The organism is Gordonia sp. WA4-43, from assembly GCF_020520305.1.
In the GTDB taxonomy this organism is placed as follows: Bacteria; Actinomycetota; Actinomycetes; order Mycobacteriales; family Mycobacteriaceae; genus Gordonia; species Gordonia hongkongensis.
The window spans coordinates 4,973,005-4,999,963 of record NZ_CP084736.1 but is presented as its reverse complement, the minus strand read 5'-3'; the positions used below and the strand labels follow the sequence as shown (position 1 = coordinate 4,999,963).

Annotated in this window: 22 protein-coding genes and 1 pseudogene; 13 read left to right on the top strand and 10 right to left on the bottom strand. The window is 68.4% G+C overall.

Going from position 1 to position 26,959, the window contains the following annotated elements:
• Nucleotides 1-42 precede the first annotated feature (42 nt).
• Nucleotides 43-609 carry an aminoacyl-tRNA hydrolase gene (gene pth / locus LEL84_RS22635; RefSeq protein WP_058250849.1) on the top strand — a complete coding sequence of 189 codons (567 nt, stop codon included), beginning with the start codon at nucleotides 43-45 and terminating at the stop codon, nucleotides 607-609.
• A 111-nt stretch (nucleotides 610-720) separates the two neighbouring features.
• A complete protein-coding gene (locus tag LEL84_RS22630; protein ID WP_137808965.1) occupies nucleotides 721-1,740 on the top strand; it encodes a beta-ketoacyl-ACP synthase 3 in 1,020 nt (339 codons plus the stop codon).
• Between the two features lie 159 nt (nucleotides 1,741-1,899).
• Here LEL84_RS22630 and LEL84_RS22625 read toward each other — a convergent pair whose 3' ends face one another.
• Together LEL84_RS22625 and LEL84_RS22620 are read right to left on the bottom strand one after the other, a co-directional pair.
• Nucleotides 1,900-2,664 (bottom strand): ABC transporter permease, encoded by a 765-nt coding sequence (locus tag LEL84_RS22625; protein WP_058250851.1) that lies wholly within the window; start codon nucleotides 2,662-2,664, stop codon nucleotides 1,900-1,902.
• Nucleotides 2,661-3,728 carry an ATP-binding cassette domain-containing protein gene (locus tag LEL84_RS22620; RefSeq protein ID WP_226512814.1) on the bottom strand — a complete coding sequence of 356 codons (1,068 nt, stop codon included), beginning with the start codon at nucleotides 3,726-3,728 and terminating at the stop codon, nucleotides 2,661-2,663. The genes LEL84_RS22625 and LEL84_RS22620 overlap by 4 nt, the downstream gene beginning before the upstream one ends.
• A gap of 291 nt (nucleotides 3,729-4,019) precedes the next feature.
• Between LEL84_RS22620 and LEL84_RS22615 the strand changes: the two genes are divergently transcribed.
• A complete protein-coding gene (locus LEL84_RS22615) occupies nucleotides 4,020-5,036 on the top strand; it encodes a beta-ketoacyl-ACP synthase III (RefSeq protein WP_226512813.1) in 1,017 nt (338 codons plus the stop codon).
• Nucleotides 5,037-5,099: 63 nt separating this feature from the next.
• Here LEL84_RS22615 and LEL84_RS22610 read toward each other — a convergent pair whose 3' ends face one another.
• Entirely contained in the window at nucleotides 5,100-5,987 is an 888-nt protein-coding gene (locus LEL84_RS22610; RefSeq protein ID WP_058250904.1) for a DUF559 domain-containing protein, read from the bottom strand.
• Nucleotides 5,988-6,130: 143 nt separating this feature from the next.
• Between LEL84_RS22610 and LEL84_RS22605 the strand changes: the two genes are divergently transcribed.
• Both LEL84_RS22605 and LEL84_RS22600 read left to right on the top strand, forming a co-directional pair.
• Nucleotides 6,131-7,741 carry a peptide chain release factor 3 gene (locus tag LEL84_RS22605; RefSeq protein WP_058250853.1) on the top strand — a complete coding sequence of 537 codons (1,611 nt, stop codon included), beginning with the start codon at nucleotides 6,131-6,133 and terminating at the stop codon, nucleotides 7,739-7,741.
• Between the two features lie 28 nt (nucleotides 7,742-7,769).
• Nucleotides 7,770-8,498, top strand: a complete 729-nt coding sequence (locus LEL84_RS22600; RefSeq protein WP_226512812.1) for a hypothetical protein — start codon at nucleotides 7,770-7,772, stop codon at nucleotides 8,496-8,498.
• Nucleotides 8,499-8,689: 191 nt separating this feature from the next.
• On the opposite strand, the gene LEL84_RS22595 is transcribed toward LEL84_RS22600, so the two are convergent.
• On the bottom strand, nucleotides 8,690-9,700 hold the full coding sequence (locus LEL84_RS22595; RefSeq protein ID WP_078112142.1) for an enoyl-CoA hydratase/isomerase family protein: 1,011 nt from the start codon (nucleotides 9,698-9,700) through the stop codon (nucleotides 8,690-8,692).
• 208 nt (nucleotides 9,701-9,908) lie between these two features.
• Between LEL84_RS22595 and LEL84_RS22590 the strand changes: the two genes are divergently transcribed.
• From LEL84_RS22590 to LEL84_RS22565, 6 genes are all read left to right on the top strand, one after another.
• Nucleotides 9,909-11,513 carry an ABC-F family ATP-binding cassette domain-containing protein gene (locus tag LEL84_RS22590; RefSeq protein ID WP_068972406.1) on the top strand — a complete coding sequence of 535 codons (1,605 nt, stop codon included), beginning with the start codon at nucleotides 9,909-9,911 and terminating at the stop codon, nucleotides 11,511-11,513.
• Between the two features lie 56 nt (nucleotides 11,514-11,569).
• Nucleotides 11,570-12,355, top strand: a complete 786-nt coding sequence (locus tag LEL84_RS22585; protein WP_226512811.1) for an alpha/beta fold hydrolase — start codon at nucleotides 11,570-11,572, stop codon at nucleotides 12,353-12,355.
• 126 nt (nucleotides 12,356-12,481) lie between these two features.
• Nucleotides 12,482-13,606 carry an MBL fold metallo-hydrolase gene (locus tag LEL84_RS22580; RefSeq protein WP_137808850.1) on the top strand — a complete coding sequence of 375 codons (1,125 nt, stop codon included), beginning with the start codon at nucleotides 12,482-12,484 and terminating at the stop codon, nucleotides 13,604-13,606.
• A 34-nt stretch (nucleotides 13,607-13,640) separates the two neighbouring features.
• Entirely contained in the window at nucleotides 13,641-14,402 is a 762-nt protein-coding gene (locus LEL84_RS22575) for a crotonase/enoyl-CoA hydratase family protein (RefSeq protein WP_226512810.1), read from the top strand.
• Nucleotides 14,403-14,468: 66 nt separating this feature from the next.
• The gene (locus LEL84_RS22570; protein WP_226512809.1) at nucleotides 14,469-15,371 is read left to right on the top strand and encodes a LysR family transcriptional regulator; all 903 of its coding nucleotides are present in this window, start codon (nucleotides 14,469-14,471) and stop codon (nucleotides 15,369-15,371) included.
• A gap of 6 nt (nucleotides 15,372-15,377) precedes the next feature.
• The gene (locus LEL84_RS22565) at nucleotides 15,378-16,250 is read left to right on the top strand and encodes a LysR family transcriptional regulator (RefSeq protein ID WP_058250859.1); all 873 of its coding nucleotides are present in this window, start codon (nucleotides 15,378-15,380) and stop codon (nucleotides 16,248-16,250) included.
• A 58-nt stretch (nucleotides 16,251-16,308) separates the two neighbouring features.
• Here LEL84_RS22565 and LEL84_RS22560 read toward each other — a convergent pair whose 3' ends face one another.
• Both LEL84_RS22560 and fabG read right to left on the bottom strand, forming a co-directional pair.
• The gene (locus LEL84_RS22560) at nucleotides 16,309-17,568 is read right to left on the bottom strand and encodes an acetyl-CoA C-acetyltransferase (protein ID WP_226512808.1); all 1,260 of its coding nucleotides are present in this window, start codon (nucleotides 17,566-17,568) and stop codon (nucleotides 16,309-16,311) included.
• 45 nt (nucleotides 17,569-17,613) lie between these two features.
• Nucleotides 17,614-18,375 (bottom strand): 3-oxoacyl-ACP reductase FabG, encoded by a 762-nt coding sequence (fabG, locus tag LEL84_RS22555; RefSeq protein WP_068972403.1) that lies wholly within the window; start codon nucleotides 18,373-18,375, stop codon nucleotides 17,614-17,616.
• A 200-nt stretch (nucleotides 18,376-18,575) separates the two neighbouring features.
• Here fabG and LEL84_RS22550 point away from each other — a divergent pair, with 200 nt between their 5' ends.
• Nucleotides 18,576-19,766, top strand: coding sequence for an acyl-CoA dehydrogenase family protein (locus LEL84_RS22550; protein WP_226512807.1), 1,191 nt, complete (start codon nucleotides 18,576-18,578; stop codon nucleotides 19,764-19,766).
• 45 nt (nucleotides 19,767-19,811) lie between these two features.
• Here the strand turns inward: LEL84_RS22550 and LEL84_RS22545 are convergent, their stop codons facing one another.
• The 4 genes and pseudogenes from LEL84_RS22545 to LEL84_RS22530 form a co-directional block, all read right to left on the bottom strand.
• On the bottom strand, nucleotides 19,812-21,458 hold the full coding sequence (locus LEL84_RS22545) for a class I adenylate-forming enzyme family protein (protein ID WP_226512806.1): 1,647 nt from the start codon (nucleotides 21,456-21,458) through the stop codon (nucleotides 19,812-19,814).
• A gap of 61 nt (nucleotides 21,459-21,519) precedes the next feature.
• Nucleotides 21,520-22,284 (bottom strand): SDR family NAD(P)-dependent oxidoreductase, encoded by a 765-nt coding sequence (locus LEL84_RS22540; RefSeq protein ID WP_226512805.1) that lies wholly within the window; start codon nucleotides 22,282-22,284, stop codon nucleotides 21,520-21,522.
• Between the two features lie 351 nt (nucleotides 22,285-22,635).
• Nucleotides 22,636-23,769, bottom strand: coding sequence for a thiolase family protein (locus tag LEL84_RS22535; protein WP_211538219.1), 1,134 nt, complete (start codon nucleotides 23,767-23,769; stop codon nucleotides 22,636-22,638).
• Nucleotides 23,770-23,930: 161 nt separating this feature from the next.
• A pseudogene (locus tag LEL84_RS22530) lies at nucleotides 23,931-25,345 on the bottom strand (MFS transporter).
• Nucleotides 25,346-25,715: 370 nt separating this feature from the next.
• Between LEL84_RS22530 and LEL84_RS22525 the strand changes: the two are divergent.
• On the top strand, nucleotides 25,716-26,912 hold the full coding sequence (locus LEL84_RS22525) for an acyl-CoA dehydrogenase family protein (protein WP_068972399.1): 1,197 nt from the start codon (nucleotides 25,716-25,718) through the stop codon (nucleotides 26,910-26,912).
• The last annotated feature ends 47 nt before the right edge of the window (nucleotides 26,913-26,959 follow it).

The following is a 26,959-nucleotide window of genomic DNA, read 5'->3' as shown; positions in this document are numbered from 1 at the left end:
GACCCCGGACTGCCCGGCTCGGGTGGTGAAACTGCGTAAGTGGTGAAACTCATTGTCGGACTCGGCAACCCCGGGTCCAAGTACGAGAAGACGAGGCACAACGTCGGCGCGATGGTCGCCGACGGCCTCGTCGCCTCGGCCGGCGAGCGCTGGAAGGTGCACAAGAAGTCCGGCGCCGAGGTCGCCGAGGTACGCCTCGGCGGCCAGTCGGTACTCGTGGCTAAACCCCGCACCTACATGAACGAGTCCGGCCGTCAGATCGGCCCGCTCGCCAAGTTCTACTCGGTCACGACTGACGACCTGATCGTCGTCCACGACGAACTCGACATCGACTTCGGCGCCGTCCGTCTCAAACGGGGCGGCGGCGAGGGCGGCCACAACGGGCTGCGGTCGCTCAGTCAGGCACTCGGTACGCGCGACTATCTGCGCGTGCGCATCGGCATCGGCCGGCCACCCGGCCGGCAGGATCCCGCCGATTTCGTGTTGAAACCGTTTCCGTCCTCGGCTCGGAGCGAGGTCGAACTCCTCATCGCCAACGGTTGCGACGCCGTCGAACTATTGCTCGGACAGGATCTGGAGTCCGCGCAGAACACCGTGCACGCCTGGTGAGGACACCGAATTCGGCGGCCGCGCGGCCGTAGAATCGCTGCGGCGGGCAATGCGAAGGGATCGGCAACAGTGGTCAACCTCTCGGTGAAGACCGGACACCAGAACGTCTCGATGCTCGGCATCGGCGCCTACCGTCCGCGACGCCTGGTCAGCAACGACGAGGTCTGCCAGGTCCTCGATTCCTCCGACGAGTGGATCTTCGAGCGGAGCGGTATCCGCAACCGCCGATGGATCAGCGGCGACGAGTCGGCGCGTTCGATGGCCGCCGCGGCCGCCGAGCGGGCCATCGCGAACTCCGGGGTGGCGAAGGAGAAGATCGGTGCGCTGATCCTCGCCACCAACAGTTGGAAGACCAAGATCCCGCACGGTGGCCCGAGCGTCGCCTCCGACATCGGGCTCAACGGCATCCCCGCCTACGACGTCGCCGCCGGGTGCGGCGGCTTCGGCTACGGACTCGGCGTCGCCGCCGACACCGTCCGCGCCGGCAGCGCCGAGTACGTCCTGCTCGTCGGCGTCGAGACCATGTCGGTGGTCATGGATCCCACCGACCGCAACACCGCGTTCATCTTCGGCGACGGAGCCGGGGCCGTGGTCGTCGGGCCGAGCGCGGACAACGGCATCTCTCCGACCGTCTGGGGCAGCGACGGCGAGAACGCCGAGGCGATCGGCCAGAACTGGGACATCCCCGAGTACATGGACCGCGCGCAGGCCTACCAGGACAAAGACCCCGAGACCGACCCGGTCGGTCGGATGGTGGTGACGATGGCGGGGCCCAAGGTGTTCCGCTGGGCGGCCGTCACCCTGCCCCGGGCCCTCGCCACCGTGCTGGAGACCTCCGGCGTCGGCGTGGAGGACATCGAGGTGTTCGTGCCCCACCAGGCCAATGCCCGCATCAATGACCTGATGAAGAAGAACCTCGGCTTCCCCGACGACCTGCCGATGGCGAACGACATCGAGAACACCGGGAACACCTCGGCGGCCTCGATCCCGCTCGCCATGGAGGAGATGCTCGCCACCGGCAAGGCGAGGGGCGGACAGACCGCGCTGCTCCTCGGCTTCGGCGCCGGCCTGAGCTACGCGGGTGCGGTCGTCACCCTTCCCCCGGCCCCGGCGATCACCAGTTTCGACTGACCCCCGGCTCCCTAATCCGAAGGAACGACAAAGCCATTGCTCCCTGAGGTGCGAGGAGCGTTAGCGACGAGCCACGAAGGGCTTGGCGACGAATCTCACCAGGACCCTTCGTGACGCTCGCAAGCTCGCTCCTCAGGGAGCAGGGGGCGGGCTCACGCCTCAGGCGTTCTCCTTGCGGAACACCGAAGTGCCCCACAGGGTTCCGAGTCCGGCCAGGATGAGCGACGCGAGGACGCCCCAGAGGACCTGAGCACTGGCGAGGTCGCCGGAGAAGGTGTCGCGCACCGCGTCGACGATCCACCGGAACGGCATGAAGTCGCTGAGACTCTGCAGCCACGACGGCCCGAGGGTCATCGGAAGCAGGATGCCCGACAGCAACAGGACCGGCATCATGACCATGTTGATGAGCGGCGCCATCACGTCCTCGCTCTTCGTGGTCAGTGCCAGTGCGTTCGACGCCGCGGCGCACGCGCCACCGATCAGCATCGTGATGATGATGCCGAGGATCACGCCGATCACCGAACCGCGCATGCCCATCAGATAGCCCAGCACCACCAGGATCAGCGCCTGCACGAGAAGTTGCAGCATGTCGCGCATGAGTCGACCGGTGAGCAGGGCGGTGCGGCTGGCCGGGGTCACCCGTTCGGCCTCGATCACACCCTCGCGCCATTCCCCGATCAGGCTGAATCCGGCGAACAACGCGCCGAACAGACCGAGTTGCACGAGCAGACCGGGGACCAGGAACGTGTACGGATTGTCGGCGCCGCCCGGGAACTGCGCGACGAGGGGCTTCAGCAGCGGCCCGAAGAGGACGAGGTAGAGGACCGGTTGCATCACCCCGATGAGGACCCAGGCCGGGTTGCGCAGGTTCATGCGGATCTGTCGGCGGAACACGATGGTGCTCTCGCGGAGGAACGTGGTCATCGGCTGACTCCCTGCTGGTTGAGTTCGGCCGACGGGGCGTCGGCGCTCGTCGAATCGGTTTTTTCCGAACGGATCTCGTTGCCCCGCTCGGTCTCGGCGTCACGCAGCGACCGACCGGTGAGGGTGAGGAAGACGTCGTCGAGGGTCGGGCGGATCACCTCGATGGAGTCGAGGGTGATGCCCGCGGCGTCGAGGTCGCGCAGCAGTCCGGGGACGGCCCGGCCCGCGCGCGGCACCCGGCTCCGGACATGCCGGCCGTCGATCTCGATCCGGCCGTCCCCGCGGCCACCGGTGACCGAGGCCAGTTTGTCCGCGGCGGTGGACACGGCCGCGGAGTCGGCGACCTCGAGTGCCACCAGATCGCCGGACACCTGCGCCTTGAGGTTGTCGGCGGTGTCCGCGGCGACGATCCGGCCGTTGTCGATGATGATGATCCGATCGGACAGTTCGTCGGCCTCGTCGAGGTAGTGCGTCGTCAGGAAGACCGTCGCGCCGCGCTCGGTGCGCAGGCGCCGGATGTGGTCCCAGAGATTGGCCCTCGCCTGCGGGTCGAGGCCGGTGGTCGGCTCGTCGAGGAAGACCAGGGACGGTTCGTGGACCAATCCCATCACGATGTCGAGCCGGCGTTTCTGCCCGCCGGACATGTTCTTGGGCTGGCGTTCCCAAAGGCCGTCGAGCTGGAGCTGGGAGAACAGGGCATGGCCGCGGCGGGTCGCCTCGGCCCGGGACAGCCCGTAGAGCATGCCGTGATCGACGATCTCGTCGCCGGCCTGCGCCTGGCTGAAGGTGCCGCCGGCCTGCGAGACGTAACCGATGCTGCGGCGGACCGAGACCGGATCGGCCACGACGTCGTAACCGTTGACGGTCGCGGTTCCCGCCGTCGGCCGCAGGAGGGTCGTCAGCATGCGCAGGGTGGTGGTCTTGCCCGCGCCGTTGGGTCCGAGGAACCCGACCACCTCCCCTTCGGCGATGTCGAGGTCGACGCCGTCGACGGCCCTCACCTCGCGCTTCTTCTTTCCTTTCCCGGTGCTGAACACCTGGACCAAACCGCGTGCGTGGATCATGCGGACTCCCCTTCTCGATGCCGTCGAATGGTGTGCTGACTCGTGCGTTCGGCGTTGCGCGCACGTCATCGTGTGCTGATCGTCGTGACCGCGGGCCGCTTCCCGACGCCCCGGCGGTGTTCGATCGATCTGCGGACCAGCATTCCCCTCATGGAGGACGACTTCGGTCCGCATTCCGCGACTCCGTAACGATTGCGGGCGGGGTCCCGCTACTTCCCAGTAAGAGGCGGTGTGAGTACCGTCGTATGTCGGGTCACATATTCGCCGGGCACGTTTTGGGAAGGGTTCACCATGGCGGTCATCGCAGACACCACTGGCATCAACAACATCGGCATGCTCGGCATCGGCGCGTACCGCCCCGAACGCGTCGTCACCAACGAGGAGATCTGCCAGCACATCGACTCCTCCGACGAGTGGATCTACACCCGAACGGGAATCAAGACGCGCCGGTTCGCGCGTCGCGACGAGAGCGTCATGGAGATGTCGGTCAACGCCGGCCGCAAGGCGATCGCCAATGCGCTGCTGCAGGGCTCGGACATCGACGCCGTCATCCTCGCCACGAACACCCACCTGCTGCTGACCCCGGCCGGAGCCACCAAGGTCGCGACCGAACTCGGCTGCAACGGCGTGCCCGCCTTCGACGTCACGGTCGGCTGCGCCGGCTTCGGCTACGGCATGGCACTCGCGTCCGACATGATCCGCGGCGGCAGCGCCACCCACGTGCTGGTCATCGGCGCCGAGCAACTCTCGGTGACCATGGACATGACCGACCGCACCAACTGTTTCATCTTCGGCGACGGCGCCGGCGCAGTCGTCGTCGGACCCACCGAGCAGCAACAGCTCGGCCCGGTGATCTGGGGCTCGGACGGCTCCCAGTTCAACGCGATCCGCCAGGACTTCGACTGGGTCACCTTCCTCGACAGCGACCGCACCCAGCGTCCCTTCCTGCGCATGGAGGGCACCGCGGTGTTCCGCTGGGCCGCCTTCGAGATGGGCAAGGTCGCCCACCGCGCCCTCGAGGCCGCGAAGCTCGGTTCCGAGGACCTCGACGTCTTCGTGCCGCACCAGGCGAACGCCCGTATCAACGAACTCCTCGCCAAAAACCTCAAACTCCGCGACGACGCGGTCGTCGCCAAGGACATCGAGTACACCGGCAACACCAGCGCCGCCTCGATCCCGCTCGCCATGGAAGACCTGCTGTCCACCGGCAAGGCACAGCCTGGCCAGACCGCACTACTCCTCGGCTTCGGCGCCGGACTCTCCTACGCCGCGCAGGTCGTCACCATGCCGCCGGTTCCGTTCGAGTAGGGCGCCGTATCGAGTCCGGGGGCAATCTGATCCGCTCAGCGGCTCATGATGCCCCCGGATTTGTCATGCCGGCCGGTCGTGCTGCAAGCCGAGCGCCTGGCGGACACGTGCCACGACGTCGTCGGGCCGCTCCCGCAGATCACTCCACGTGAAGTTGAGGACGGTCCAACCCAAAGCGATGAGGTCGTTTCGGCGTCGGCGGTCTCGCTGGAACGTCTCCGCGTCGCGGTGGAACGCCATCCCGTCGATCTCCACCGCCAACAGCCGATCCGGGAACGCGAGGTCGATGAAGTACCCGCCGGCCGGGTGACCGCACGACCAACCGCTCACACCTCCGGCGCTCAACACGTCGACAGCCAGCCGCTCCGCCACCGAGCGCGCGCCGGATTCGACGCCGTCGACGAGGGCCGCGATCGCGGGTCCATCCTCCTTGCCACGTCGACGATCAGCGGCGACGCGCAGCTGGCGCAGCGAGACCTTGCGAACGAGCAGCGCGTTGTCGAGGACTCCACTGTCGCGCTCGAGTGCGGCTTCCAGCACGGACAGCGGCAAGGCTGTCACGAGCAAGTCCTTGCGGGTCACCACCTCCGCGTCCGCGAGGCAGCGGCGCCGGACCCGAACGCCCTCGACCGGAGTGCCATGCCGCGATCGCGGTGCGGTGACCGTGAACTTCTTCGGCGGCTCGTCGAGGAGCCCGTGCCACCACGCCGCTCCCGATCCGGACAGCGCCGCACCTCGGCCCACGCTCGCGACTGCCAGTCGCGCACGGGTGGCCGGCGTCGTCGGATGATCGGCGAGCGAATACACCCCGCGCGTGTGCGGCATCCAGTCTCCGCAATCGACTCGACGCCGGACCGCGGACCGCGTGAGGCCGAATTCGAGCGCATCCGCCATGGTCAGTACCCCGTCACGGGCGAGAACGCGGCGCCGAAGGCCCGGTGGAAGCTGCACGACCATCAGACGCACAGCAACGGTGACGGGTTCCCAGTTTTTGGGCGGGGGGCACAAGGTGCCGCATACCGGCACAACCTGCCCCGGCACTCCGCCGCGAGCGAGTTTGGCCGCCCCCTGCACGCCCGGTAGCCTGGAACCTCGTGAGTTCCGAGGTGATCAGTCGCGAAGTGACGCGTCGTCGTACCTTCGCCATCATCTCCCACCCCGATGCCGGCAAGTCGACGATGACCGAGGCGTTGGCGCTGCACGCGCGGATGATCAGCGAGGCCGGCGCCGTCCACGGCAAGGCCGGACGTAAGTCGACCGTCTCCGACTGGATGGAGATGGAGAAGGCGCGCGGCATCTCCGTCAGTTCGACGGCGCTGCAGTTCAACTACTCGGCCGCAGCCCAGGCCGACCCCGAGATCCCGAGCGTCATCAACCTCGTCGACACCCCGGGTCACGCCGACTTCTCCGAGGACACCTACCGCGTGCTGACCGCGGTCGACGCCGCGGTGATGCTCATCGACGCCGCCAAGGGACTCGAGCCGCAGACCCTCAAACTCTTTCAGGTGTGCCGCCACCGGGGCATCCCGGTCATCACGGTGATCAACAAGTGGGACCGGCCGGGTCAGAGCCCCCTCGAACTGATCGACGAGATCACCGAGCGCATCGGCCTCACCCCGACCCCGCTGTTCTTCCCGGTCGGCATCGCCGGCGACTTCCGTGGTCTCCTCGACCGGCGCACCGGCGAGTACGTGCACTTCACCCGTACCGCGGGCGGCGCGAAGATCGCGCCCGAGGAGATCATGTCCGCCGACGACGCGCTGGCTCGCGAGGGCGACGAGTGGACCTCGGCACTCGAGGAGAGCGAACTGCTCACCGAGATGGGCCAGGACCACGATCAGGAATTGTTCCTCGCCGGGCAGACCTCGCCGATGATCTTCGCGTCCGCGATGCTGAACTTCGGTGTGCGGCAACTCCTCGAGGTCCTCGTGGAGCTCGCTCCCCCGCCCGGGCCGCGGGCCGACGTCGAGGGCAATCCACGGCCGGTGACCGACCCGTTCAGCGCGGTGGTCTTCAAGGTGCAGGCCGGGATGGACTCCAGCCACCGGGATCGCCTGGCGTACATGCGGATCGTGTCCGGCGAGTTCGAACGCGGCATGGTCGTGACCCATGCGCAGACCGGAAAGCCGTTCGCCACCAAGTATGCCCAGGCCGTCTTCGGCCGCGACCGCTCGACGGTCGACACCGCCTACCCCGGTGACGTGGTCGGGCTGGTGAACGCGACCGCGCTCGCTCCCGGCGACACTCTCTACGACGGCCCCAAGGTGCAGTTCCCGCCGATCCCGTCCTTTGCGCCCGAACACTTCTCGACCCTGCGTGCCACCACCGCAGACAAGTACAAGCAGTTCCGCAAGGGCATGGACCAGCTCGAGAGCGAAGGCGTGGTCCAGGTCCTGCGCAACGACACCCGCGGTGATGCGTCGCCGGTGCTCGCCGCCGTCGGCCCGATGCAGTTCGAGGTCGTGACCGCGCGGATGAAGGCCGAGTACAACGTCGACACCATCATCGAGCCGCTCGGTTACACCCTCGCCCGTCGCACGGATGCCGACAGCGCGCCCGAACTGAATCGGCAACGCGGCGTCGAGGTCTTCACCCGCACCGACGGCGCCGTTCTCGCGCTCTTCAGCGACAAGTGGCGCCTGCAGTACATCGAGAAGGAACACCCCGACCTCACTCTCGAACCCCTTGTCGCGGCAGCGGACTGACCGGTCGACGAGCACACGGCGCCGGCCGGTGCGCGCCGCCGTGCTGATGTGCGCGGCGGTGGCGTCGCTCGTCACCGCCTGTGGCTCCGACGCCCCGCACCAGTCCACGCCCACCACCTCGACGCCGGTGCCGACCGCACGCCCGGTCGACTCGACGCTCTGCACCGAGAAACCACCGCAGGGCAACGTCGACCGCAGTGGCCAGAACTTCGAGTTCCGTCACGGCAACATCAGAATCGCGGTCGCGGACACGCCGGCGGACTCCCGGCGCGGACCCGCGGTGGGCGCCACCCCCGCCGACGAGCCCAACTGCTATGAGTTCGACCGGTGGGGCCCGGCGCGGCCCGACGTGCCGCCGGACTCGCTGCTCTTCGTGTTCAAGGACGCCGGCACCGGCGGCGCGCAGATCGAATTCCTGATCAGCGAACTGACCGGCGGCCTGTTGCCACCGGTGGGCGCGACACGTCCGACCGTCGGGCCGTTGACACGACCGATCAACGCCCAGATCGGGGTCTCGATCAACGGCGACTACCACCACTCGTCCGCGTGCCAACTCAGCGTGAGCGGCATGTCTGGCTCACTCGCCGCCGGCTCGTTCACCTGCCCGACGGCGACACGGGTCGAGGCCAACCCGCTCGCGCCCGACGACGACGTCCGCTACGACCTCGACGAGTCGTCGGCGACGAAACAGCCGGATTCCGAGGGCAACTCGACCGACAGCGTGTCGTTGTCGGGGTGGTTTCAGCTCACGCCCTGAGATCTGCCGGTCGAGCAGCGTGGACCGAGCGTAGTAAGGACGCCACCCCCCGCTGGTCGAGCAGCGTCGACCGAGCGTAGCGAGGACGCCGCGTCCGTCGAGGCCACCTCGGCAACCGACCTCGCAAACCCGACCAGTGGCTTCGACAAGCTCAACCAGCGGGGAGGCGACTCAACCAGCGGGGAGCCGGCTCAACCAGCGGTGGCACCGACGATCCGGGCCACGACGGCGGGATCGACGTCGTCGATGCGCGCCGGATCGAATTCGGGATTGCGATCCTTGTCGACGAGCACGGCCCGCACCCCCTCGCGGAAGTCGTGGGTCTTCGTGATCTCCTCTGCGGCATGCAGTTCCCGGTCGAAGCACTCGTCTATCCCCGACCTCGCCCCGGCGCTGATCATCGCCGCGGTGACCCACAGACTGGTGGGTGAGGCACCCTCGAGCAGACCGACCATCTCCTGGGCCCAGTCGTCGCCGACCGCGCCGCGCAGGCCGCCGAGGATGGCGTTGACGTTGTCGTCGGCGAAGTACTCGCCGATCTTGCGCAACGGCACGTCGCTGGTGTCCTCGGTCCCCGACGTGGCCAGCGCGTCGGCCAGCGGGGCACCGGAACGGATGCTGTCGGCGACCGCCGGCAGGTCGGCGGAGGACACGAAATGCGTTGCCAGTCCGACGGCGACCGCGTCCACACCGCGGATCCGGGCGCCGGTGAGTCCGAGCCACATGCCCACGCCCTCCGGGAGCCGCGGCAGGAAGTAGGTCGAACCGATGTCGGGGAAGAACCCGATCGCGGTCTCGGGCATGGCGATCATCGCCTTCTCGGTGACGACCCTGATCTCGCCGTGCACGCTGATCCCGAGACCCCCGCCCATGGCCGCCCCGTCGATCAGGCTGATGTAGGGCTTCGGGTAGTCGGCGACGAGCTGATCGAGCCGGTACTCGCCGGCGAAGTAGCGGCTGATCGAGGCGTGGTCGCCGTCGATGGCGTGCTCGCGGATCGCACGGATGTCGCCTCCGGCGCAGAACGCCCGGTCGCTCGCCGAGGTGACCAGGACGGTGTCGATCGCGTCGTCGTCACCCCATTCGCCGAGCGTGACGTACATGTCGTCGATCATGCTCTGGTCCAACGCATTGAGAGCCTTGGGCCGGTCCAGGACGATCTCGCCGACGCCGTTGGACACCGAGGTGCGGAGAAATGACATACCCCAACCGTAGCGGTGAGCCCGGAACCGACTCGTCGGCGGTTAATTCCGTTGGCAACTCCGAGCGCGTCCGCTACGGTGGTCACCACTTGCCCCCCAGACCCGCCAGGAGTGATCCACCGCGATGAAGAACTGAAGTGGCCCCGGCCGTCGGCACCGCCGACGGCCGGGGCCCTGTCGGTGTACCCGACCCACTTCAGGAGCGCTCATGCCGTCTTCCATCGTGCTGTCCGACGTCTCGTTCGCCTGGCCCGACGGGACAGTCGTCTTCGAACACCTCGACCTCGCCCTGGGCGCCGAGACCTACTCCCTCATCGGCGCGAACGGTGCGGGCAAGTCCACCCTCCTCGGCCTGATCGCCGGTCGATCACGCCCGGCGTCGGGCAGCATCACGATCGCAGGCGACACGTCGACGACCGATGTCGCTGTGGTCGTGCAGGACCCGCAGTCCGACCCGTCGTCGACCGTGGCGCAAGCGCTCGGCATCGACGAGATTCGTTGTGCGATACGACGAATCGAGAGCGGTTCGGTAGATCCGCAGGACTTCGACGCAGTCGGGGACGACTGGGGCGTCGAGGAGCGTGCCATCGGACTCCTCGAGCAGATGGGACTGCCGCCCGACCTCGACCGCACGGTCGGCGCCATGTCCGGCGGGGAGGCGACCCTGCTGGCGATCGTCGCCGCACTCATCGCCGACCCGACGATCCTGCTCCTCGACGAACCGACCAACAACCTGGACATCGACTCCCGCGCCCGGCTTTTCGACGCCATCGAGTCGTTCCCTGGCACGGTGGTCGTGGTCAGTCACGACCTCGAACTCCTCGAACGTGTCGATACGACAGTCGAGCTGTACCGAGGTCGGGTGCGGCTGTTCGGCGGCCCCTACTCCCGGTACCGCGAGATCATCGACGCCGAACAAGACGCCGCCGAGGCGGCGGTTGCCACCGCCGCCGGCGATCTGCGCAAGCAGCGCCGCGAGATGACCGAGGCGTTGATCAAACTCGATCGGCGGGCCCGGACGGGCGCGACGGCCGAACGCGAGAAGCGGGTGCCGAAGATCGTGGCACACAACCGCCGGAGCGAGGCGCAGGTGTCGGCGGGCAAACTGCGCAACGCCCATCGTGACGACGTGGCCTCTGCGGCAACACGTCTCGACGAGGCCCGCGAGGACATCCGCACCGACCGCACCGCGCGGATCGTCGTGCCGACGCCGGACGTGGCCCCGCGCGCCCAGATCGTCGTCGATGACCGCCTGCGCTTGGACGGACCCGAGCGGGTGGCTCTGGTGGGGCCCAACGGTTCCGGGAAATCGACACTGATCGCGGAGTTGATCGTCTCCGAATCCGTCGTCGTACCGTTCGCCTTCGTGCCGCAGCAGATCACCTTCCCCGACCCGACCGTCTCGATCGCGGAGCACCTCGCGCGGACTCACCCGGACATCTCGACGCAGGAGGTGCGGGCGCATCTCGCGCGGTTCCTGTTCCGGGGTGCGCGCGCCGATCGCGCACTCGCCGAACTGTCCGGCGGCGAACGGCTGCGCGTCGCACTGGCCGACGCACTGCTCGGTGACCCGACACCCAAGCTGCTGATCCTCGACGAGCCGACGAACAACCTCGATCTCGACACCGTCACGCAACTCGTGGACGCACTAGAGGCCTGGACCGGTGCACTGCTGGTCGTCTCCCACGACGCCGGTTTCCTCGACCGCATCGGCATCGGTCGGCGCGTGTCACCGGTGCCCCCACCGGGCGAACCGGCGGGAACGCCGGGGCAGATCGGTGCCGAACAAACCGACGTCGAAGCAGACCGCTGACGAACAGTCGGTGACGCCGGCGGCGTCGAGAACCGTTCGGCGGCATACTGCGTGCGATGGCCGAGCCCGCACCCGTTCCCGTCGACGCGCCGGTGGTCGAACCCACGCCCGTCGTCCTCGTCCACGGTTTGCGCGTGAGCGGCGCGACCCTGCACCGGGTCGCGGCGGCTGTGGCCGGTCCCGACCCGAGGCGCGCGGTCGCCACCCCCGACCTCCCTGGCCACGGGCAGCGCCGCGACGAGACGTTCACGATGTCCGGCGCGGTGGACGCCGTGCTCGCCGAGATCAGCGGGTTCGGCCGGCCGGCGGTCGTGGCCGGGATGTCGATGGGCGGCTACGTGGCGATGGCGGTCGCCGGACGCCATCCGGAAGCCGTCGCGGCCCTCGTCCCGATGTGCGCGACCGCGCAGCCCAGTCCGCTGCTGGCCGCGCCGTTCGAGACGTTCGGTGCGGTCACCGCGTTCCTGCCGCGTCAGGCGGCGATCATCAGTCAGGTGGCCACCCGCCTCGCCGTGGGACGTCAGGTGTCCGCCGACATGGAGATCGGCGGACTGGCACTGGGGTCGATCGCCGACGTCGTCGCCGAGATCAAGCGGTTCGACGCGCTCGGCGAGGTCCGGCGCTACCCCGGCCGAACGATGTTCGTCAACGGTAGCCAAGACCAGTTCCGGGTCCACGAACAACGTTTCGTCGAGGCAACACAGCACGCGTCGCTGACCATCGTCCCCGGGGCGAGCCATCTCTTCCCGCTCATCCAACCGGAACTCGCCGGGCGACTGGTTCACGACGTCGCGGCGAGCTGCGACGGCGCCGCGGCCGGACTCGCCGACCTGGATCCATAGGTCCTACCTCAGGATGTCTGAGCCGCCCCCAGCTTGAGCGCGATCGCCTCTCGTGATCGGATGACTGTTGATCACTGCAACGATCATCAGCGGTGTCACCACGCGACGGACCCGGCGGGAGGCTGGATGGGCACGATCGAGGTCACCGGCACGCTGCAGAAGCAGGCCTGGGCCGACAAGGTGTTGCCCCCGGTCGAGGAGGTCCGGCCGCAGCTGTGGTCGATCCCGGTCCCCATGGGATCCAATCCGTTGCGATACGTCCTGGTCTACGCCCTCGGATTGCCCGACGGCGGTCTCGCACTGATCGACGCCGGCTGGCCGTCCGACAAGTCGTGGGACATCCTCGTCGCAGGCATCCACTCCACCGGCCACGACCTCGCCGACATCAGGTCTGTCGGCGTGACCCATCTGCACCCCGACCATTTCGGGCTCGTGCCGCGTCTACTCGAGCACGTGGACGCCGAGCTGTGGATGCATCGCAACGATTCCCGGTACCTGCGCCACTACTCCGATGCCGAGGTGGAGACCCAACTCGGCCAGGCGCGATCCGAACTCCGCGCTCTCGGCGCACCGACCGAGGTCGCCGACGAGGGGCTGGTCGGTTTCATCCGCCTGCCCGACGGGCGGACCGTCGACCGCGAGCTGACCGGGGACGCCCCGCTCGACATCCCCGGCTGGGATCTCCGCGCCGTCTGGACCCCGGGCCACACCGCGGGGCACCTCTGCTTCGCCGACGACACCGCCGGCATCGTCTTCACCGGCGACCACCTGCTGCCGCGGATCAGTCCGAACATCTCGACCAATCCCATGCAGACCGACAGTCCCCTCGCCGACTACCTGATCTCGCTGGCCAACACCGAGAAGATGCGTGACCACGAGGCGCTGCCGTCCCACGAGTACCGGTTCCGAGGCCTCGGCGACCGTGTCACCGGTCTCCTCACGCATCACGAGGAGCGGCTCGATGAGATCGCCTCGACCGTGACCCGGTATCCGGAGAGCACGGCCTGGGAGATCACCCGGTCGGTGACGTGGTCGCGGCCGTTCGAGGAGCTGTCCCTCACCCTCAGCCGACTCGCGTTGCGGGAGACCCACGCCCATCTCGTCGTCCTGCAGGAACGCGGCGTCCTCGACGCCCACGTTCCCGATGAGACGGCGACCGATCCGACCACCCCGGAACCGATCCGCTGGTTTGCCGCCGGCGAGCCCACACCGGCTGAGCCGCAACAGATCTCCACATCCGAGAACACCTGACCGCCCGTCCCGTCCACCAACTCCAGGAGTCCCCATGAGTGCCGTGCTCACCGAGTTCGCCGACGGCGTCGCCGTCATCACGATCAACCGCCCCGAGGCGAAGAACGCCGTGAATCTCGAGGTGTCGGAGGGTATCGCCGCCGCGATCGACGAGCTCGAGTCGCGCGACGACCTCACCATCGGCATCATCACCGGTGCCGGTGGCACGTTCTGCGCCGGGATGGACCTCAAGGCCTTCGCCCGCGGCGAGAAGGTCGCGCTGGACGGACGCGGGTTCGGGGGCCTCACCGAGGCCCCGCCGACCAAGCCCCTCATCGCCGCCGTCGAGGGCTGGGCGCTGGCCGGCGGATGCGAACTCGCGTTGTCGGCGGACCTCGTCGTCGCAGCAAACGACTCCAAGTTCGGCATCCCCGAGGTCAAGCGCGGACTCGCCGCCGCCGCCGGTGGCCTCCTACGCCTCCCGAAGATCCTCCCCTACCAGCTCGCCATAGAACTCGCGCTCACCGGCGACCCGCTCACCGCGGCACGCGCCCACCAGTTCGGCCTGGTCAACCGGATCACCGAACCCGGCGAGGCACTCGCCGGGGCCCGCGAACTGGCCGCCGTCATCGCCGCCAACGGCCCCCTTGCCGTCCGCGCCACCAAACAGGTCACCTCCATGGCGATCCGCTACACCGATCCCGAACTCATCAAGAAGCAGTGGGACTTCCTCGGTCCGGTGTTCGTCTCCGACGACGCCAAGGAAGGTGCGGTCGCCTTCGCCGAGAAACGCGCGCCGCGATGGACCGGCAAGTGACAGATCCGGGCGCAGTACTCATTCGGCCCGCTCGCTCCGCTCCCGGCGCCGGATAGAGTGACCGGGGTGGACCTGCACCTCGTGACCTACTTCGTCGCCGTGGTCGACCACGGCGGCATCACGAAGGCCGCCCAGTCGCTCTACATCTCACAGCCGTCGCTGTCCCAGGCGATCCGCACGCTCGAGAGACGTCTCGGCGTCACCCTGTTCGACCGCACCGGACGACGCCTCGAACTCACCGAGGCCGGACGCAAACTCGACGTAGCCGCCCGGCGCATCCTGGCCGACGTCGACCGCGCCAAGGCCAAGGTCGACGCGGTTCGGGAACTGCGCGCCGGTCGCGTCGACATCGTGACCTACGCGGCGTTCAGTGTGGACCCGGTGGTCAACATCGTTCGACTGTTCCGGGAACGGTTCCCACGCTTGTCGGTTCGAGTCGTCTCCGCCGACAGTCCCACCGGGGTGTTGTCGGCGTTGCGATCCGGGGACGCCGAGATCGGGATCATGGACTCGGCCGCCGAGCACGCGACCTTCACCGCCATCCCGATGGCCGAGCAGGAACTCATCGTCGCGGCGCCGACGACGCTCGCCGACGTTCTGCCCGAACCGATACCGCAGTCTGCGGTGCGCTCGCTGCCACTCGTCGTCGATCACAGCGACCCGATCAGCGCGGAACTCCTCAGCGGACTCCTCGACGACAACGCCAAGAACGTAGTGGTCGACTGCCAGTTACCGTCCGCGGTGTGGAGTCTGGTCAAGAAGGGCACGGGCGCAACGGTTCTCCCACGCACCGTGGCCGACCGGCAGCTTGCCGGACTTCGTCGGCTCGCGCTCGACCCACCACTCACCCGACCGTGGGGTCTCGTGCTGCGATCCGGGCTCCCCTCGCCGGCCGCCCTCGCCTTCATCTCCGCGGCGAAGGTCCACTGCGGGATCGCGCCGGACCCCGCCGAACCACGGGATTGGTGACACGCCATGGAATTGCGACAGGTCGAGTACTTCCTGGCGGTGGTCGAGAACAAGGGCATCGGCGGGGCCGCGTCGGCTCTCGGTGTCGCGCAACCCACCGTGTCCCAAGCACTCCGGGCGCTCGAACGCGAACTCGGAGTCCAGCTGTTTCACCGCATCGGTCGCGGGATGGTCCTGTCGGCGGCCGGGCGCACGATGGTCGGTCCCGCGCGACAGATCGTGCGCGACATGGACGCCGTCGACGATCTGCTCTCCGCCTCGGCGGACGAACTCACCGGCCACCTCGAGATCCTGGCCTTCGCCGCGACCGCGGTCGGGCCCGTCGTCGATCTCGTCGCCCGGTTCCGGGCCGCCTATCCGCGGGTTTCGGTGCGACTCGGCGAGTTACGCGATGAGACCAGGGCCGCGTCGGCCATCGAGGACGGTCATTGCGAGTTCGCCGTCGCCCACCTACCCATCGCCGGCGACGACCTCGAGGTGATCGTGATCGGCGAACACGAACACGTGCTCGTCTACCCGCCGGGCACCGACGTACCCGAGGGCCCGATCCCGCTGAACAATCTGCCGGCGATCCCGATGGTGTTCGTGCCACGCGGCTACTCGGTGGCCGACGAGTTCGAGGAGGCGATCCGCGTCGGGGGCGTCCGCCCGCCGCTGGCCGTGCTGTCGGAGATCCGCGAGGAACGGCTCCCGATGGTGGAGTCCGGAATCGGTGGCACTCTACTCGAACGATCGGTGGCGGAGTCGGCCGATGAGCCGGTCGTGATCCGTGAGATCGAACCGAATGTGGTGCGACCCTTCGCCATCGCATTCCACCCGCCGTCGCTGTCGGCCGTCGGTCAGGCCTTCGTCGACCTCGTGCGCGAAACTGCGGGGTGACGGGTGGAACACCGGGCCCCACCGGTGCGGATCAGGTGGGGCCCGGTGAGTCTCGGGGTCAGCTGACGCGTTCGAAGACCGCGGCGAGGCCCTGGCCACCGCCGATGCACATGGTCTCCAGGCCGTAGCGGGCCTCGCGCCGGTGCAGTTCACGCGCCAGGGAGGCCAGCATGCGTCCGCCGGTGGCGCCGACCGGGTGGCCCAGCGAGATGCCCGAGCCGTTGACGTTGGTGCGGTCGAAATCGCCGCCGGCACCGAACCGGCCGAAACCCCACTCGCGGGTGACGGCGAGTGCCTGCGCGGCGAACGCCTCGTTGAGCTCGATCACGTCGATGTCGGCGAGCGTCAGACCGGCCTTGGCAAGCGCCTTCTCGGTCGCGGGGACCGGCCCGATCCCCATGGTGCGCGGCGGCACACCGGCCAGACCCCATGACACCAGCTTCACCAGCGGGCGTAGACCCAGCTTCTCGGCGACCTCGGGGGTGGTCACGAGCGCCATCGACGCGGCGTCGTTCTGACCGCTGGCGTTGCCCGCCGTCACCGTCGCGTCCGGATCCGTCTTGCCCATGATCGGCTTCAACTTCGACAGCGACTCGACCGAGACATCCGGGCGTGGATGCTCGTCGGTGTCGATGACCCGGTCACCAGACCGGGCGCCGGGAGCGGAGCGAGCGGGCCCACTCGCACCGGAAGCCACGGTGACCGGGATGATCTCCTCGGCCAGTACGCCATCCTTCTGGGCGCGGACCGCTCGTTCGTGCGATGCCACAGCCAGTTCGTCCTGTTCTTCCCGGGAGATCTCGTAGTCCTTGCGCAGGTTCTCGGCCGTCTCGATCATGCCGCCGGGCACCGGGTAGTTCTTGCCGCCGGCGGTCGAGCGCGCCCGGACGAGGCTGTCGTGCATGGCAATTCCGGTCCGGGCCCCACCCCACCGCATGTCCACCGAGTAGAACGACGCGTTGCTCATCGACTCGGCACCGCCGGCGACCACGACGTCGTTGTCCCCCGAGGACACCTGGTAGGCGGCCTGGATGACGGCCTGTAGTCCCGACCCGCAACGACGATCGATATGCATGCCGCCCACTGTGATCGGCAACCCGGCATCGAGTGCGATGACTCGTCCCAGGGCGGGCGCCTCGCTGTTCCCGTTACAGTGACCGAGGATGACGTCCTCGACCTTCTCCGAGTCGAGTCCGGTCCGGTCGAGCATCCCCGTCAGCGCGGCGACCCCGAGATCAACGGCGGTGAGATTCTTGAACATCCCGCCGTAACGGCCGATCGGGGTACGGACCGGTTCGCAGATGACGACGTCGCGCATGGGTGACCTTTCGGTGTCAGAGGAGGCGTGGAGCAGGGCCGGCGGTCACATGAAACGGCCGCCGGTCACCTCGAGGACGGTGCCCGTCATGTACGACGACATGTCACACGCCAGGAACAGCGCGACGCTCGCGACCTCACCGACCTCGCCGGCGCGCCGCATCGGGATCTCCGCCATCTTCTGGTCCCACGCTTTCTGCGGCATCGCCTCGGTCATCGCCGACCGGATGAGGCCGGGCTGGATCGCGTTGACCCGCACGCCGTGATGGGCCATCTCCTTGGCCGCGGCCTTGGTGAGGCCGACGATGCCCGCCTTGGCGGCCGAGTAGTTGGTCTGCCCGACCATGCCGACCTTGCCCGACAGCGACGAGATGTTCACGATCGCACCACGCTTGGCCTCGCGCATGATCGCCGCCGCCTTGCGTGTGCCGTTCCAGGTGCCTTTGAGATGCACCGAGATGACCTGATCGAAATCGTCTTCGGTCATGGTGCGCATCGTCGCGTCCCGGGTGATCCCGGCGTTGTTCACCAGCACATCGAGTGCCCCGAACCCGTCGACCGCGGCCGCGAGCAGCGCGTCGACCTCCCCCGCGTCGACGACGTCGCACCTCACCGCGCGGGCCACGTCGCGGCCGCCGAGCTCGTCCGCGGCCGCCTGCGCGGCGTCGAGGCTGAGGTCGCCGAGCACGACTCGCGCGCCGGCGTCGACGAACGAGCGGGCGATCTCGAAACCGATGCCCTGGGCTCCGCCGGTCACGACGGCGGTACGACCCTCCAGCAACGCGGCGGCGGGCGGGTGCGATGACATGTATCGGAGTCCTTTCGAGGGCGGCGGGGTGACGGTCGTCGGGCAACCGGTCGCGAAGCGCCGGGCCCGCGGGAGTGCCGCGGGGACAAATCTATCGAGGTTCCGCCCCGATCGTCCCCTCCGCGCTCATACGCAACGGCTATCGCAGCGATCCCGGTTTCGTATTGGACCCCTCGCCCGCCGGCCGCGAGAGTGACAGCATGACCGGAGTGATGCATTCAGCGCGGACGACCTCCTCCGAGGTGGGCGACGAGGACTTCGCCGACATCCTCGCCGCGACGCGCGAGTTCGTCCGCGAGGTGGTGGTCCCGCGGGAGCAGGAGATCCTCGACACCGACGCCATCCCCGACGACATCCGCCAGACAGCGAAGGGCATGGGCCTTTTCGGCTACGCCATCCCGCAGGAGTGGGGCGGTCTCGGACTCGATCTGACCCAGGACGTCGAACTCGCGATGGAGCTCGGGTACACCTCCCTGGCGCTGCGGTCGATGTTCGGCACCAACAACGGCATCGCCGGCCAGGTCCTCGTCCACTTCGGCACCGACGAGCAGAAGTCGGCGTGGCTGGAGAAGATCGCGTCCGGCGAGGTCGTCGCCTCGTTCGCGCTGACCGAACCGGGGGCCGGGTCCGATCCGGCCGGACTGCGCACGAAGGCCGTCCGCGACGGTGACGACTGGGTGATCACGGGCGAGAAGCGGTTCATCACCAACGCACCGCTGGCCGATCTGTTCGTCGTGTTCGCGCGTACCCGCCCGGCCGACGAGAACGGCACCGGAATCGCGGTGTTCCTCGTCCCCGCGGACGCCGCCGGCCTCAGCGTCGGCGCCAAGGATCGCAAGATGGGCCAGGAGGGCGCCTGGACCGCGGACGTGCACTTCGACGCCGTGCGGGTGCCGGCGTCGGCACTGGTCGGCGGCAGCGAGGACGTGGGCTACAAGGCCGCGATGATGAGCCTGGCCCGGGGCCGGGTGCACATCGCGGCTCTCTCGGTGGGCACCGCGCAGCGTGCGCTCGACGAGTCGGTCACCTGGGCCGCCACCGCCACCCAGGGCGGTACCGCGATCGGCGAGTTCCAACTGGTCCAGGCCATGCTCGCCGACCAGCAGGCCGGGGTGATGGCCGGGCGCGCACTGGTGCGCGAGGCCGCCCGGGCGTGGGTCGACGACACCGACCGCCGCATCGCCCCGTCGGCTGCCAAGCTGTTCTGCACCGAGATGGTCGGGAAGGTCGCCGATCTCGCCGTGCAGATCCACGGCGGCAGCGGTTACATGCGCGATGTCGCGGTGGAACGCATCTACCGCGAGGTGCGGTTGCTGCGCCTGTACGAGGGCACCAGCGAGATCCAGCGACTCATCATCGGGCGCAACCTGGTCAAGCGCGCGCAGCGCTGACCACACGCGCGTGCGCCGGCGCCTCGGGCGCCGGCGCTGACCCTGTCAGGCGTTCGCCAGGCGCTCCCGCAACGCCACCTTCTGGACCTTGCCGGCCGCCGAGGTGGGCAGCTCGTCGACCACGTACACGTCCCGGATCTTCTTGTAGGGCAACACCTGCGCGGCGACGAAGTCCGACACCGCATCGGCGTCGATGACGTGACCGTCCCGGGCGACGAGGAAGGCCACCGGCTCCTGCCCCACCGCACCCGCCTCCCGGGCGACGACCGCCGCCGCACCGACGTCCGGATGCGTCACCAGGATCTCCTCGAGCTCGCGTGGATACACGTTGTAGCCCTTGTAGATCAGCATGTCCTTCGCACGGTCGCAGATGTAGAGGTACCCGTCGGCGTCGCGGTAGGCGATGTCACCGGTGTCGAGCCACCCGTCGACGAACTGCTCGGCCGTCTTCTCAGGGTGATCGAGATAGCCGTCGGTGACCTGCGGTCCGCGCACCCACAACTGTCCCTTCTCCCCCGGCGCGAGGACCACGGCCGGATCGTCGACGGCGCGGATCTCGATCTCGGTGTCGAACGTTGGCAGGCCCACACTCCCGAGCCGGTATCGACCCCCGGACGTCAGGGGCGCCGAGGACACCAGGCACGTCGCCTCGGTGAGGCCGTATCCCTCCACGATCGCCGCTGCCGGGAACGCCTTCTCGAGCTGCTCCAGGGTCACGTGATCGATCGGCGCCGCGCCGGAGGAGACCACCCGCACCGAGGTCAGGTCCCGTGTGGAGACGTCGGGGTGCACGGCGAGCGCATGCCACATCGCGGGACTCCCGGTCACGTACGACGCCCGATGCGCCTCGATGAGGGCCAGCATCCGCCCGGGCTCGAAACGACCGGCGAACACGTGCGTGGCGCCGCACAGCAGGAGGAACGACATGTTGATGAGGGCGTGCGCGTGGAACAGCGGGGACACGACGACCGTCGCCGCATGCCCGGGGACCACCCCCGGGTTCTCCGACGACCGGGGAGTGAGGGTCAGGAGACCGTCGGTTCCCACCGCCACGGAATGACCTGCCCGCCAGGCGATCATCTGCGTGACGTTGCCGAGCACGTTGCGGTGCAGGACCCGAACGCCCTTCGAGACACCCGTGGTGCCGCCGGTGAAGGCGAGGTGCGCGACATCGTCGCTCGTGGTCGAGACCGGCGGGGCCGTCTCCTGCCCGACGACGAACTCCGCCAGGGAGACGGAGTCGATGCCCTCCGGCGCATCCGCGGCCCCGTCCACCGTCACCACCGTCGTCAGCGCCGTCCCGACGGCGGCGGACAGAAGACGTGCGGACTGCTCGACCTGCGTGAAACCCACCACCGCACCGGTTTCCGCGATCTGACGCCGCAGACCCGGTACGGGCTGCAACGGATTGACCAGGGTCACCGTCGCACCGGCCCGCAGTGATCCGTAGTAGGCGACGACGAACTCGATGCTGTTGGTCAAGTACAGCAGGACCACATCGCGATCGCTCACTCCGACCGCACGCAGGGCCGACGCCACGGCGGCCGAGCGCACGTCGAGCTCGGTGAACGTGAGCGTCGTCGCGCCGTCGACGACGGCCGCGCGCTCGCCGTAGAGGGCGGCCATACTCGCCGGCAGCACCGCCATCGTGGCGTCGGGATAGCTGAGAGTGGTGGGCGCCGTGTCAGACATCGCGATGAATCCTCTCGAAAGGCGTTGTGGGGGACGCAGAACGGACGTGCCGGGGTTCGGGTTACCGCGGCGCCATCCGGATCGCCCCGTCGAGGCGAATGGTCTCGCCGTTGAGATAGGTGTTCTCCAGGATCGACGCGGCGAGTTGACCGAACTCCTCCGGCCTACCGAGCCGCGCCGGACTGGGAATGCTCGCGGCGAGCGCATCGCGCACGTCGTCGCGCAGCCGGGCGAGCAACGGCGTGTCCATCGTGCCCGGCGCGATGGTGTTGACGCGGATGAGCTTGCTGGCCAGGTCCCGTGCGGCGACCAGCGTCATCCCGACGATGCCCGCCTTCGACGCCGAGTAGTTGATCTGCCCGATCTGTCCCTCGTACGCCGCGACCGACGCGGTCATGATGATGGCGCCCCGCTCCCCGTCGACGGGCTCCTGTCGAGCGATACGTTCCGCGCCGAGCGAGAGCGCATGGAACGACCCGACGAGGTTGAGCTTGATGACGAACTCGAAGTCCTCCACCGAACCCGCCTTGCCCTCCTTGTCCAGGATGCGCATGCGCCGGCCCGCGCCGGCACAGTGCACGAGTCCGCGCAGGCCACCTCGGTCGTCGGCGGCATCGAGTGCGGCGGCGAACTGTTCACGATCGGTGATGTCGGCGGCCGCGAACGACGCTGCGGCGCCGAGTCCGTCGGCCACGGCCTGACCGTCCGAGGTCGGCAGATCGATCAGGGTGACCAGGCCACCGGCGTCGACGACGCGCTGAGCAGTTGCGAGCCCGAGACCGGATGCGCCGCCGGTGATCGCGACCGACAGTCCATTGAGTTTCATTGTTATTCAGTACCTTTCGATGAAATTGTTCCGTGCCCCCTGAGGGGCGAGCTTGCGAGCCCGGCCCCGGCTCCCTGAGGTGCGAGCGAAGCGAGCCCCCGTTGCTCCCTGAGGTGCGAGCGAAGCGAGCCCCCGTTGCTCCCTGAGGTGCGAGCGAAGCGAGCCACGAAGGGCTTCGCAACGTGTCTCACCAGGCCCTTCGTGGCTCGTCGACCTCGACGCGCTCCTTCGTCGCTTGCTCGGCCCGGCGGCTATCGCTCCTCACACCTCAGGGAGCAATGGGATGGGGTCGCTTCTTTCGGATCAGGGAGCAGGGAGCAGGAGGGCCAGCGGTGCTGCGCTTCTTTCGAATCAGAGCAGTTCGAGGATGGTGGTGTTGGCCATGCCACCGGCCTCGCACATCGACTGCAGTCCGTACCGGATTCCGTTGTCGCGCATGTGGTGGACGAGCCGGGTCATGAGGATGGCGCCCGAGCCGCCGAGCGGGTGACCGACGGCGATCGCACCGCCGAGCGGGTTGAGACGCTCGATGTCGGCACCCGTCTCTGCCTGCCACGCAAGCGGAACCGGGGCGAACGCCTCGTTGATCTCGAAGGCCCCGATGTCGTCGATCGACAATCCCGAGCGCTTGAGCGCCTTGGCCGTGGCCGGGATCGGCCCGGTCAGCATGATCACCGGGTCATCGGCGGCGACGACCGCGGTGTGGATGCGGACGATCGGCGTGAGACCGTGCGACTTCGCGGTCTCGCCGGACATGATCAGCAGGGCACCCGACCCGTCGGAGATCTGCGAGGAGTTGCCGGCGTGGATCACGCCGTCCTCGCTGAAGGCCGGCTTGAGCTTGGCGAGCGATTCGAGCGTCCCACCGCGGCGGATGCCCTCGTCCCCCTCGAGTACCCCCGGGATCGGCGCCAATTGGGCGTCGAACGCACCGCGGTCGGCCGCCTGCGCAGCGAGTTCGTGCGAGCGCAGCGAGTACTCGTCGAGGCGGGTGCGGTCCAATCCCCATTTCGCGGCGACCATCTCGGCGCCGATCCCCTGGCTGAACTTGTCGACGCCGTAACGGTCGAGGACCGTGGGCGGCTGATGCTCGCCATTCGGTGCGGCGCTGCCCATCGGGACCCGGCTCATCGACTCGACCCCGCCGGCGATCACGACATCCTGCTGGCCGGACACCACCGCCGCGGCCGCCATGCTGACCGCCTGCTGGCTGGACCCGCAGGCGCGCGTCACGGTGGTTCCGGGGACGCTCTCGGGCCAGCCGGCGGCGAGCACGGCCGTCCGGGCGACATTGCCCGCCTGCTCGGCGGCTTGGCTGACACATCCCCAGACGACGTCGTCGACGACGGCCGGATCGATGCCGGTCCGCTCGACGAGCGCCTCCAGTACATGGGCGGACAGGTCGGCGGGATGGATACCGGACAGGGCGCCGCGGCGGCGGCCGATGGGCGCGCGGACCGCGTCGACGATCACTGCATCACGCATGGGGACTCCTCGATGTCAGGGCAAGGGATGAAGTTGTGTCCGACGTGCACCACGCCGGCGGACGCCGATCGCCCGTTGTGACGAGCCGACCACCGGGGCGCTTGGCAGACAAGTCGATTCACACTCACAGTCGATGAGGCCCTACCTATGGGACGCGCACGTCACGAGGTGGCGCCTTCGACGGCCGGCGCGTGCGGACGCAACCGAGCACGATCGCGCTCGGGATCGGCGAAGACCAGCGCGAGCACCGCGCACACCGCGGCGACGATTCCGAGCACCTGGAACGCGGTGGCGTAACCCTCGGCCGGCGTGGCGGCCGCGTCGACGATGACACCCGTCGCGTACGGCGCGACGAGACCGCCGATCGCCATGATCGCCAGGAAGACACCCAGCGTTCCGGCGGTCTGCCGGGGCGGGCAGATCTCGGCGACGGCCGCGTTGAACAGCGGGAACACCGTGGCCGCGAATCCATAACCGATCGACAGGATCGCGACCGCGACGATCGGTGTGCCGACCGAGGGCAGCAGGAACAGCAGGACGCCGGAGACGAGAACCCCGACCGACGGCACGACGATGCGCAGCATCCGCGAGGTCGCCCCTTTCGAGATCATCCGGTCACTCGTGATCGAACTCAGCACCATCAGGAGCAGGCCGACGATCGAGGGGAACGCGAACATCGACCCGGACTGCAGGCGGCTGTAGCCCAGCCCCTCTTCGAAGTACGACGGCAACCACGTGAGCACGACACTGACCAGCGCATATACGCTCATCACGACGAGCGCGCCGGTGACGAAGGTGCGTGAGCGGAAGATCGAGATCCACGGCGTCGCGGGTTCGGCGTCGGCGCTCGCGGTGGTCTTCCCACTAGCGATGTACGGGCCGTTGCGCCACGTCGAGAGCCAGATGACACACCAGATAAGACCACCGGCGGCGAGGGCGATCAGTGCCCAGCGCCACCCGAAGCTCACTGTGATCACGGCGAGCAGCGGAGCGATCGCGATCTTCGAGATTGACGCGGCACCGGCGAGGAGGGCACCGGGCAAGGCGCGCCGGGCCGGCGGATGCCAGGAGTAGGCCGCGGTGTGCAGGAGCGCCGAGCTCGGACCTTCGGCGAGACCGAGGAACAGCCGACTGAGGACGAGGACCGCGAACGACGCCACGACCACCATGGGGAGCATGGCCGCGGCCCAGCACAGGGCCAGGAGGACCAGCGACCAGCGACCAGCGCAGGGTCATCCAGCGGTTGAGCAGTCCCGCGAAGAAGCCGCCGATCGTGAACGTGAGGAAGAACAGGCTGCCGACGAGACCGATCTGCGAGGAGCTCAGACCCAGCTCCTCGCGAGGGTTGCGCGATGATGCCCAGCACCGCCTTGTCGGCGTAGTTGATCACGTAGAGGCTGACCAGCAGAGCCGTGAGACCCCAGGCGCCGGCGCGTGATTCGCCGCGCGGGCCGAGACCACGCGGCGTCTGGGCCGCTTCGAAGTCGACGGTGTGGGCGGGACCATCGGGTCCCGTGCGCGCCGCTGACCCGGGCTTGTCGCCGGCTCCTGATCCGGAGGCGGTGGAGACCGTCATGGCATTACCTCTTCCAGCCGAGTGATCTGGGTTGCGATGCGCTCCGTCAGTGTTATGGCTCACATCCGTTCCGATTCAAACCAGGGTCGAACCCCTCTGACAACGTTCGCTCGGCGAACGACCTGACTGTCGCTGCCTATGTGTTGAGGACACGGCGATGCGAGAGGGGTCATCGGCGATGGCTATCGGATCGATAGGCGCCGGTGGCGCACCCGAGAGCCATTGGCTCGCGCTATCGCTCCCTTAGTTCACCGCGACTACTTCGCCGGGCCGCCGCCGGGCATGCTGTGAGACGGACGCGTGGCGAGTCGCGCACCACGTCCGCCCGACGGTGCGAGCGCACCCCGACCGACTTCGGAGAACAGCCACCATGACCCGCCTCGCGCAGACCCTGGGCCTCACCGAGATCCAGACGGAGATCCTGGCCAACGTCCGCTCGTTCGTCGACAAGCAGATCATCCCCACCGCTCAGGAACTCGAGCACGCCGACGAGTATCCGCAAGCCATCGTCGACGGCATGGCCGAGATGGGCCTCTTCGGCCTGATGATCCCCGAGGAGTACGGCGGACTCGGCGAGTCGCTGCTGACCTACGCGCTGTGCGTCGAAGAGCTCGCACGTGGATGGATGAGCGTCTCGGGGGTGATCAACACCCACTTCATCGTGGCGTACATGATCCGCCAGCACGGGACCGACGAGCAGAAACAGCGCTTCCTCCCCCGCATGGCGACGGGCGAGGTGCGCGGCGCGTTCTCGATGTCCGAACCGGAACTGGGGTCCGACGTCGCGGCGATCAAGACCAGCGCGAAGCGGGACGGAGACGACGGATACGTCATCAACGGCCAGAAGATGTGGCTGACCAACGGCGGGTCGTCGACTCTCGTTGCCGCTCTTGTCCGTACCGAGGAGGGCAACGAGAAGCCGCACAAGAACCTCACGACGTTCCTGGTGGAGAAGCCGGCCGGCTTCGGCGAGGTACTCCCAGGCCTGACCATCCCGCGCAAGCTGGACAAGATGGGCTACAAGGGCATCGACACCACCGAACTGATCTTCGACGGTTACCGCGCGCCCGCCACCGACATCCTCGGCGGCGAACCGGGCCGCGGTTTCGCGCACATGATGGACGGCGTCGAGGTCGGGCGCGTCAACGTGTCGGCCCGCGCCTGCGGAATCGCCCAGCGCGCCTTCGAACTCGCGGTGAAGTACGCGCAGCAGCGGTCCACCTTCGGCAAACCCATCGCCGAGCACCAGGCCGTTGCGTTCTCGCTGGCCGAGATGGCGACGAAGGTCGAGGCGGCACACCTGATGATGGTCAATGCGGCACGACTGAAAGACTCCGGCGAGCGCAACGACGTCGCCGCCGGGATGGCCAAGTACTTGTGCAGTGAGTACTGCGCCGAGGTCACCCAGGCCAGCTTCCGCATCCACGGCGGTTACGGCTACTCGAAGGAATTCGAGATCGAGCGCCTCATGCGCGACGCGCCCTTCCTGCTGATCGGCGAGGGCACCAGCGAGATCCAGAAACAGATCATCTCCAAGGGGCTCCTACGCGAATATCAGGAGCGATGACCACTTGAGGTGAATGTCGTCAGACCCGTCCGCCCACAACAGTTTCG

Coding starts and splice junctions, on each gene's coding strand:
- LEL84_RS22630 (WP_137808965.1), top strand. CDS start 721: ATGCTCGGCATCGGCGCCTACCGTCCGCGACGCCTGGTCAGCAACGAC.
- LEL84_RS22625 (WP_058250851.1), bottom strand. CDS start 2,664: ATGACCACGTTCCTCCGCGAGAGCACCATCGTGTTCCGCCGACAGATC.
- LEL84_RS22620 (WP_226512814.1), bottom strand. CDS start 3,728: ATGATCCACGCACGCGGTTTGGTCCAGGTGTTCAGCACCGGGAAAGGA.
- LEL84_RS22615 (WP_226512813.1), top strand. CDS start 4,020: ATGGCGGTCATCGCAGACACCACTGGCATCAACAACATCGGCATGCTC.
- LEL84_RS22595 (WP_078112142.1), bottom strand. CDS start 9,700: ATGTCATTTCTCCGCACCTCGGTGTCCAACGGCGTCGGCGAGATCGTC.
- LEL84_RS22590 (WP_068972406.1), top strand. CDS start 9,909: ATGCCGTCTTCCATCGTGCTGTCCGACGTCTCGTTCGCCTGGCCCGAC.
- LEL84_RS22585 (WP_226512811.1), top strand. CDS start 11,570: ATGGCCGAGCCCGCACCCGTTCCCGTCGACGCGCCGGTGGTCGAACCC.
- LEL84_RS22580 (WP_137808850.1), top strand. CDS start 12,482: ATGGGCACGATCGAGGTCACCGGCACGCTGCAGAAGCAGGCCTGGGCC.
- LEL84_RS22575 (WP_226512810.1), top strand. CDS start 13,641: ATGAGTGCCGTGCTCACCGAGTTCGCCGACGGCGTCGCCGTCATCACG.
- LEL84_RS22565 (WP_058250859.1), top strand. CDS start 15,378: ATGGAATTGCGACAGGTCGAGTACTTCCTGGCGGTGGTCGAGAACAAG.
- LEL84_RS22560 (WP_226512808.1), bottom strand. CDS start 17,568: ATGCGCGACGTCGTCATCTGCGAACCGGTCCGTACCCCGATCGGCCGT.
- fabG (WP_068972403.1), bottom strand. CDS start 18,375: ATGTCATCGCACCCGCCCGCCGCCGCGTTGCTGGAGGGTCGTACCGCC.
- LEL84_RS22550 (WP_226512807.1), top strand. CDS start 18,576: ATGACCGGAGTGATGCATTCAGCGCGGACGACCTCCTCCGAGGTGGGC.
- LEL84_RS22545 (WP_226512806.1), bottom strand. CDS start 21,458: ATGTCTGACACGGCGCCCACCACTCTCAGCTATCCCGACGCCACGATG.
- LEL84_RS22540 (WP_226512805.1), bottom strand. CDS start 22,284: ATGAAACTCAATGGACTGTCGGTCGCGATCACCGGCGGCGCATCCGGT.
- LEL84_RS22535 (WP_211538219.1), bottom strand. CDS start 23,769: ATGCGTGATGCAGTGATCGTCGACGCGGTCCGCGCGCCCATCGGCCGC.
- LEL84_RS22525 (WP_068972399.1), top strand. CDS start 25,716: ATGACCCGCCTCGCGCAGACCCTGGGCCTCACCGAGATCCAGACGGAG.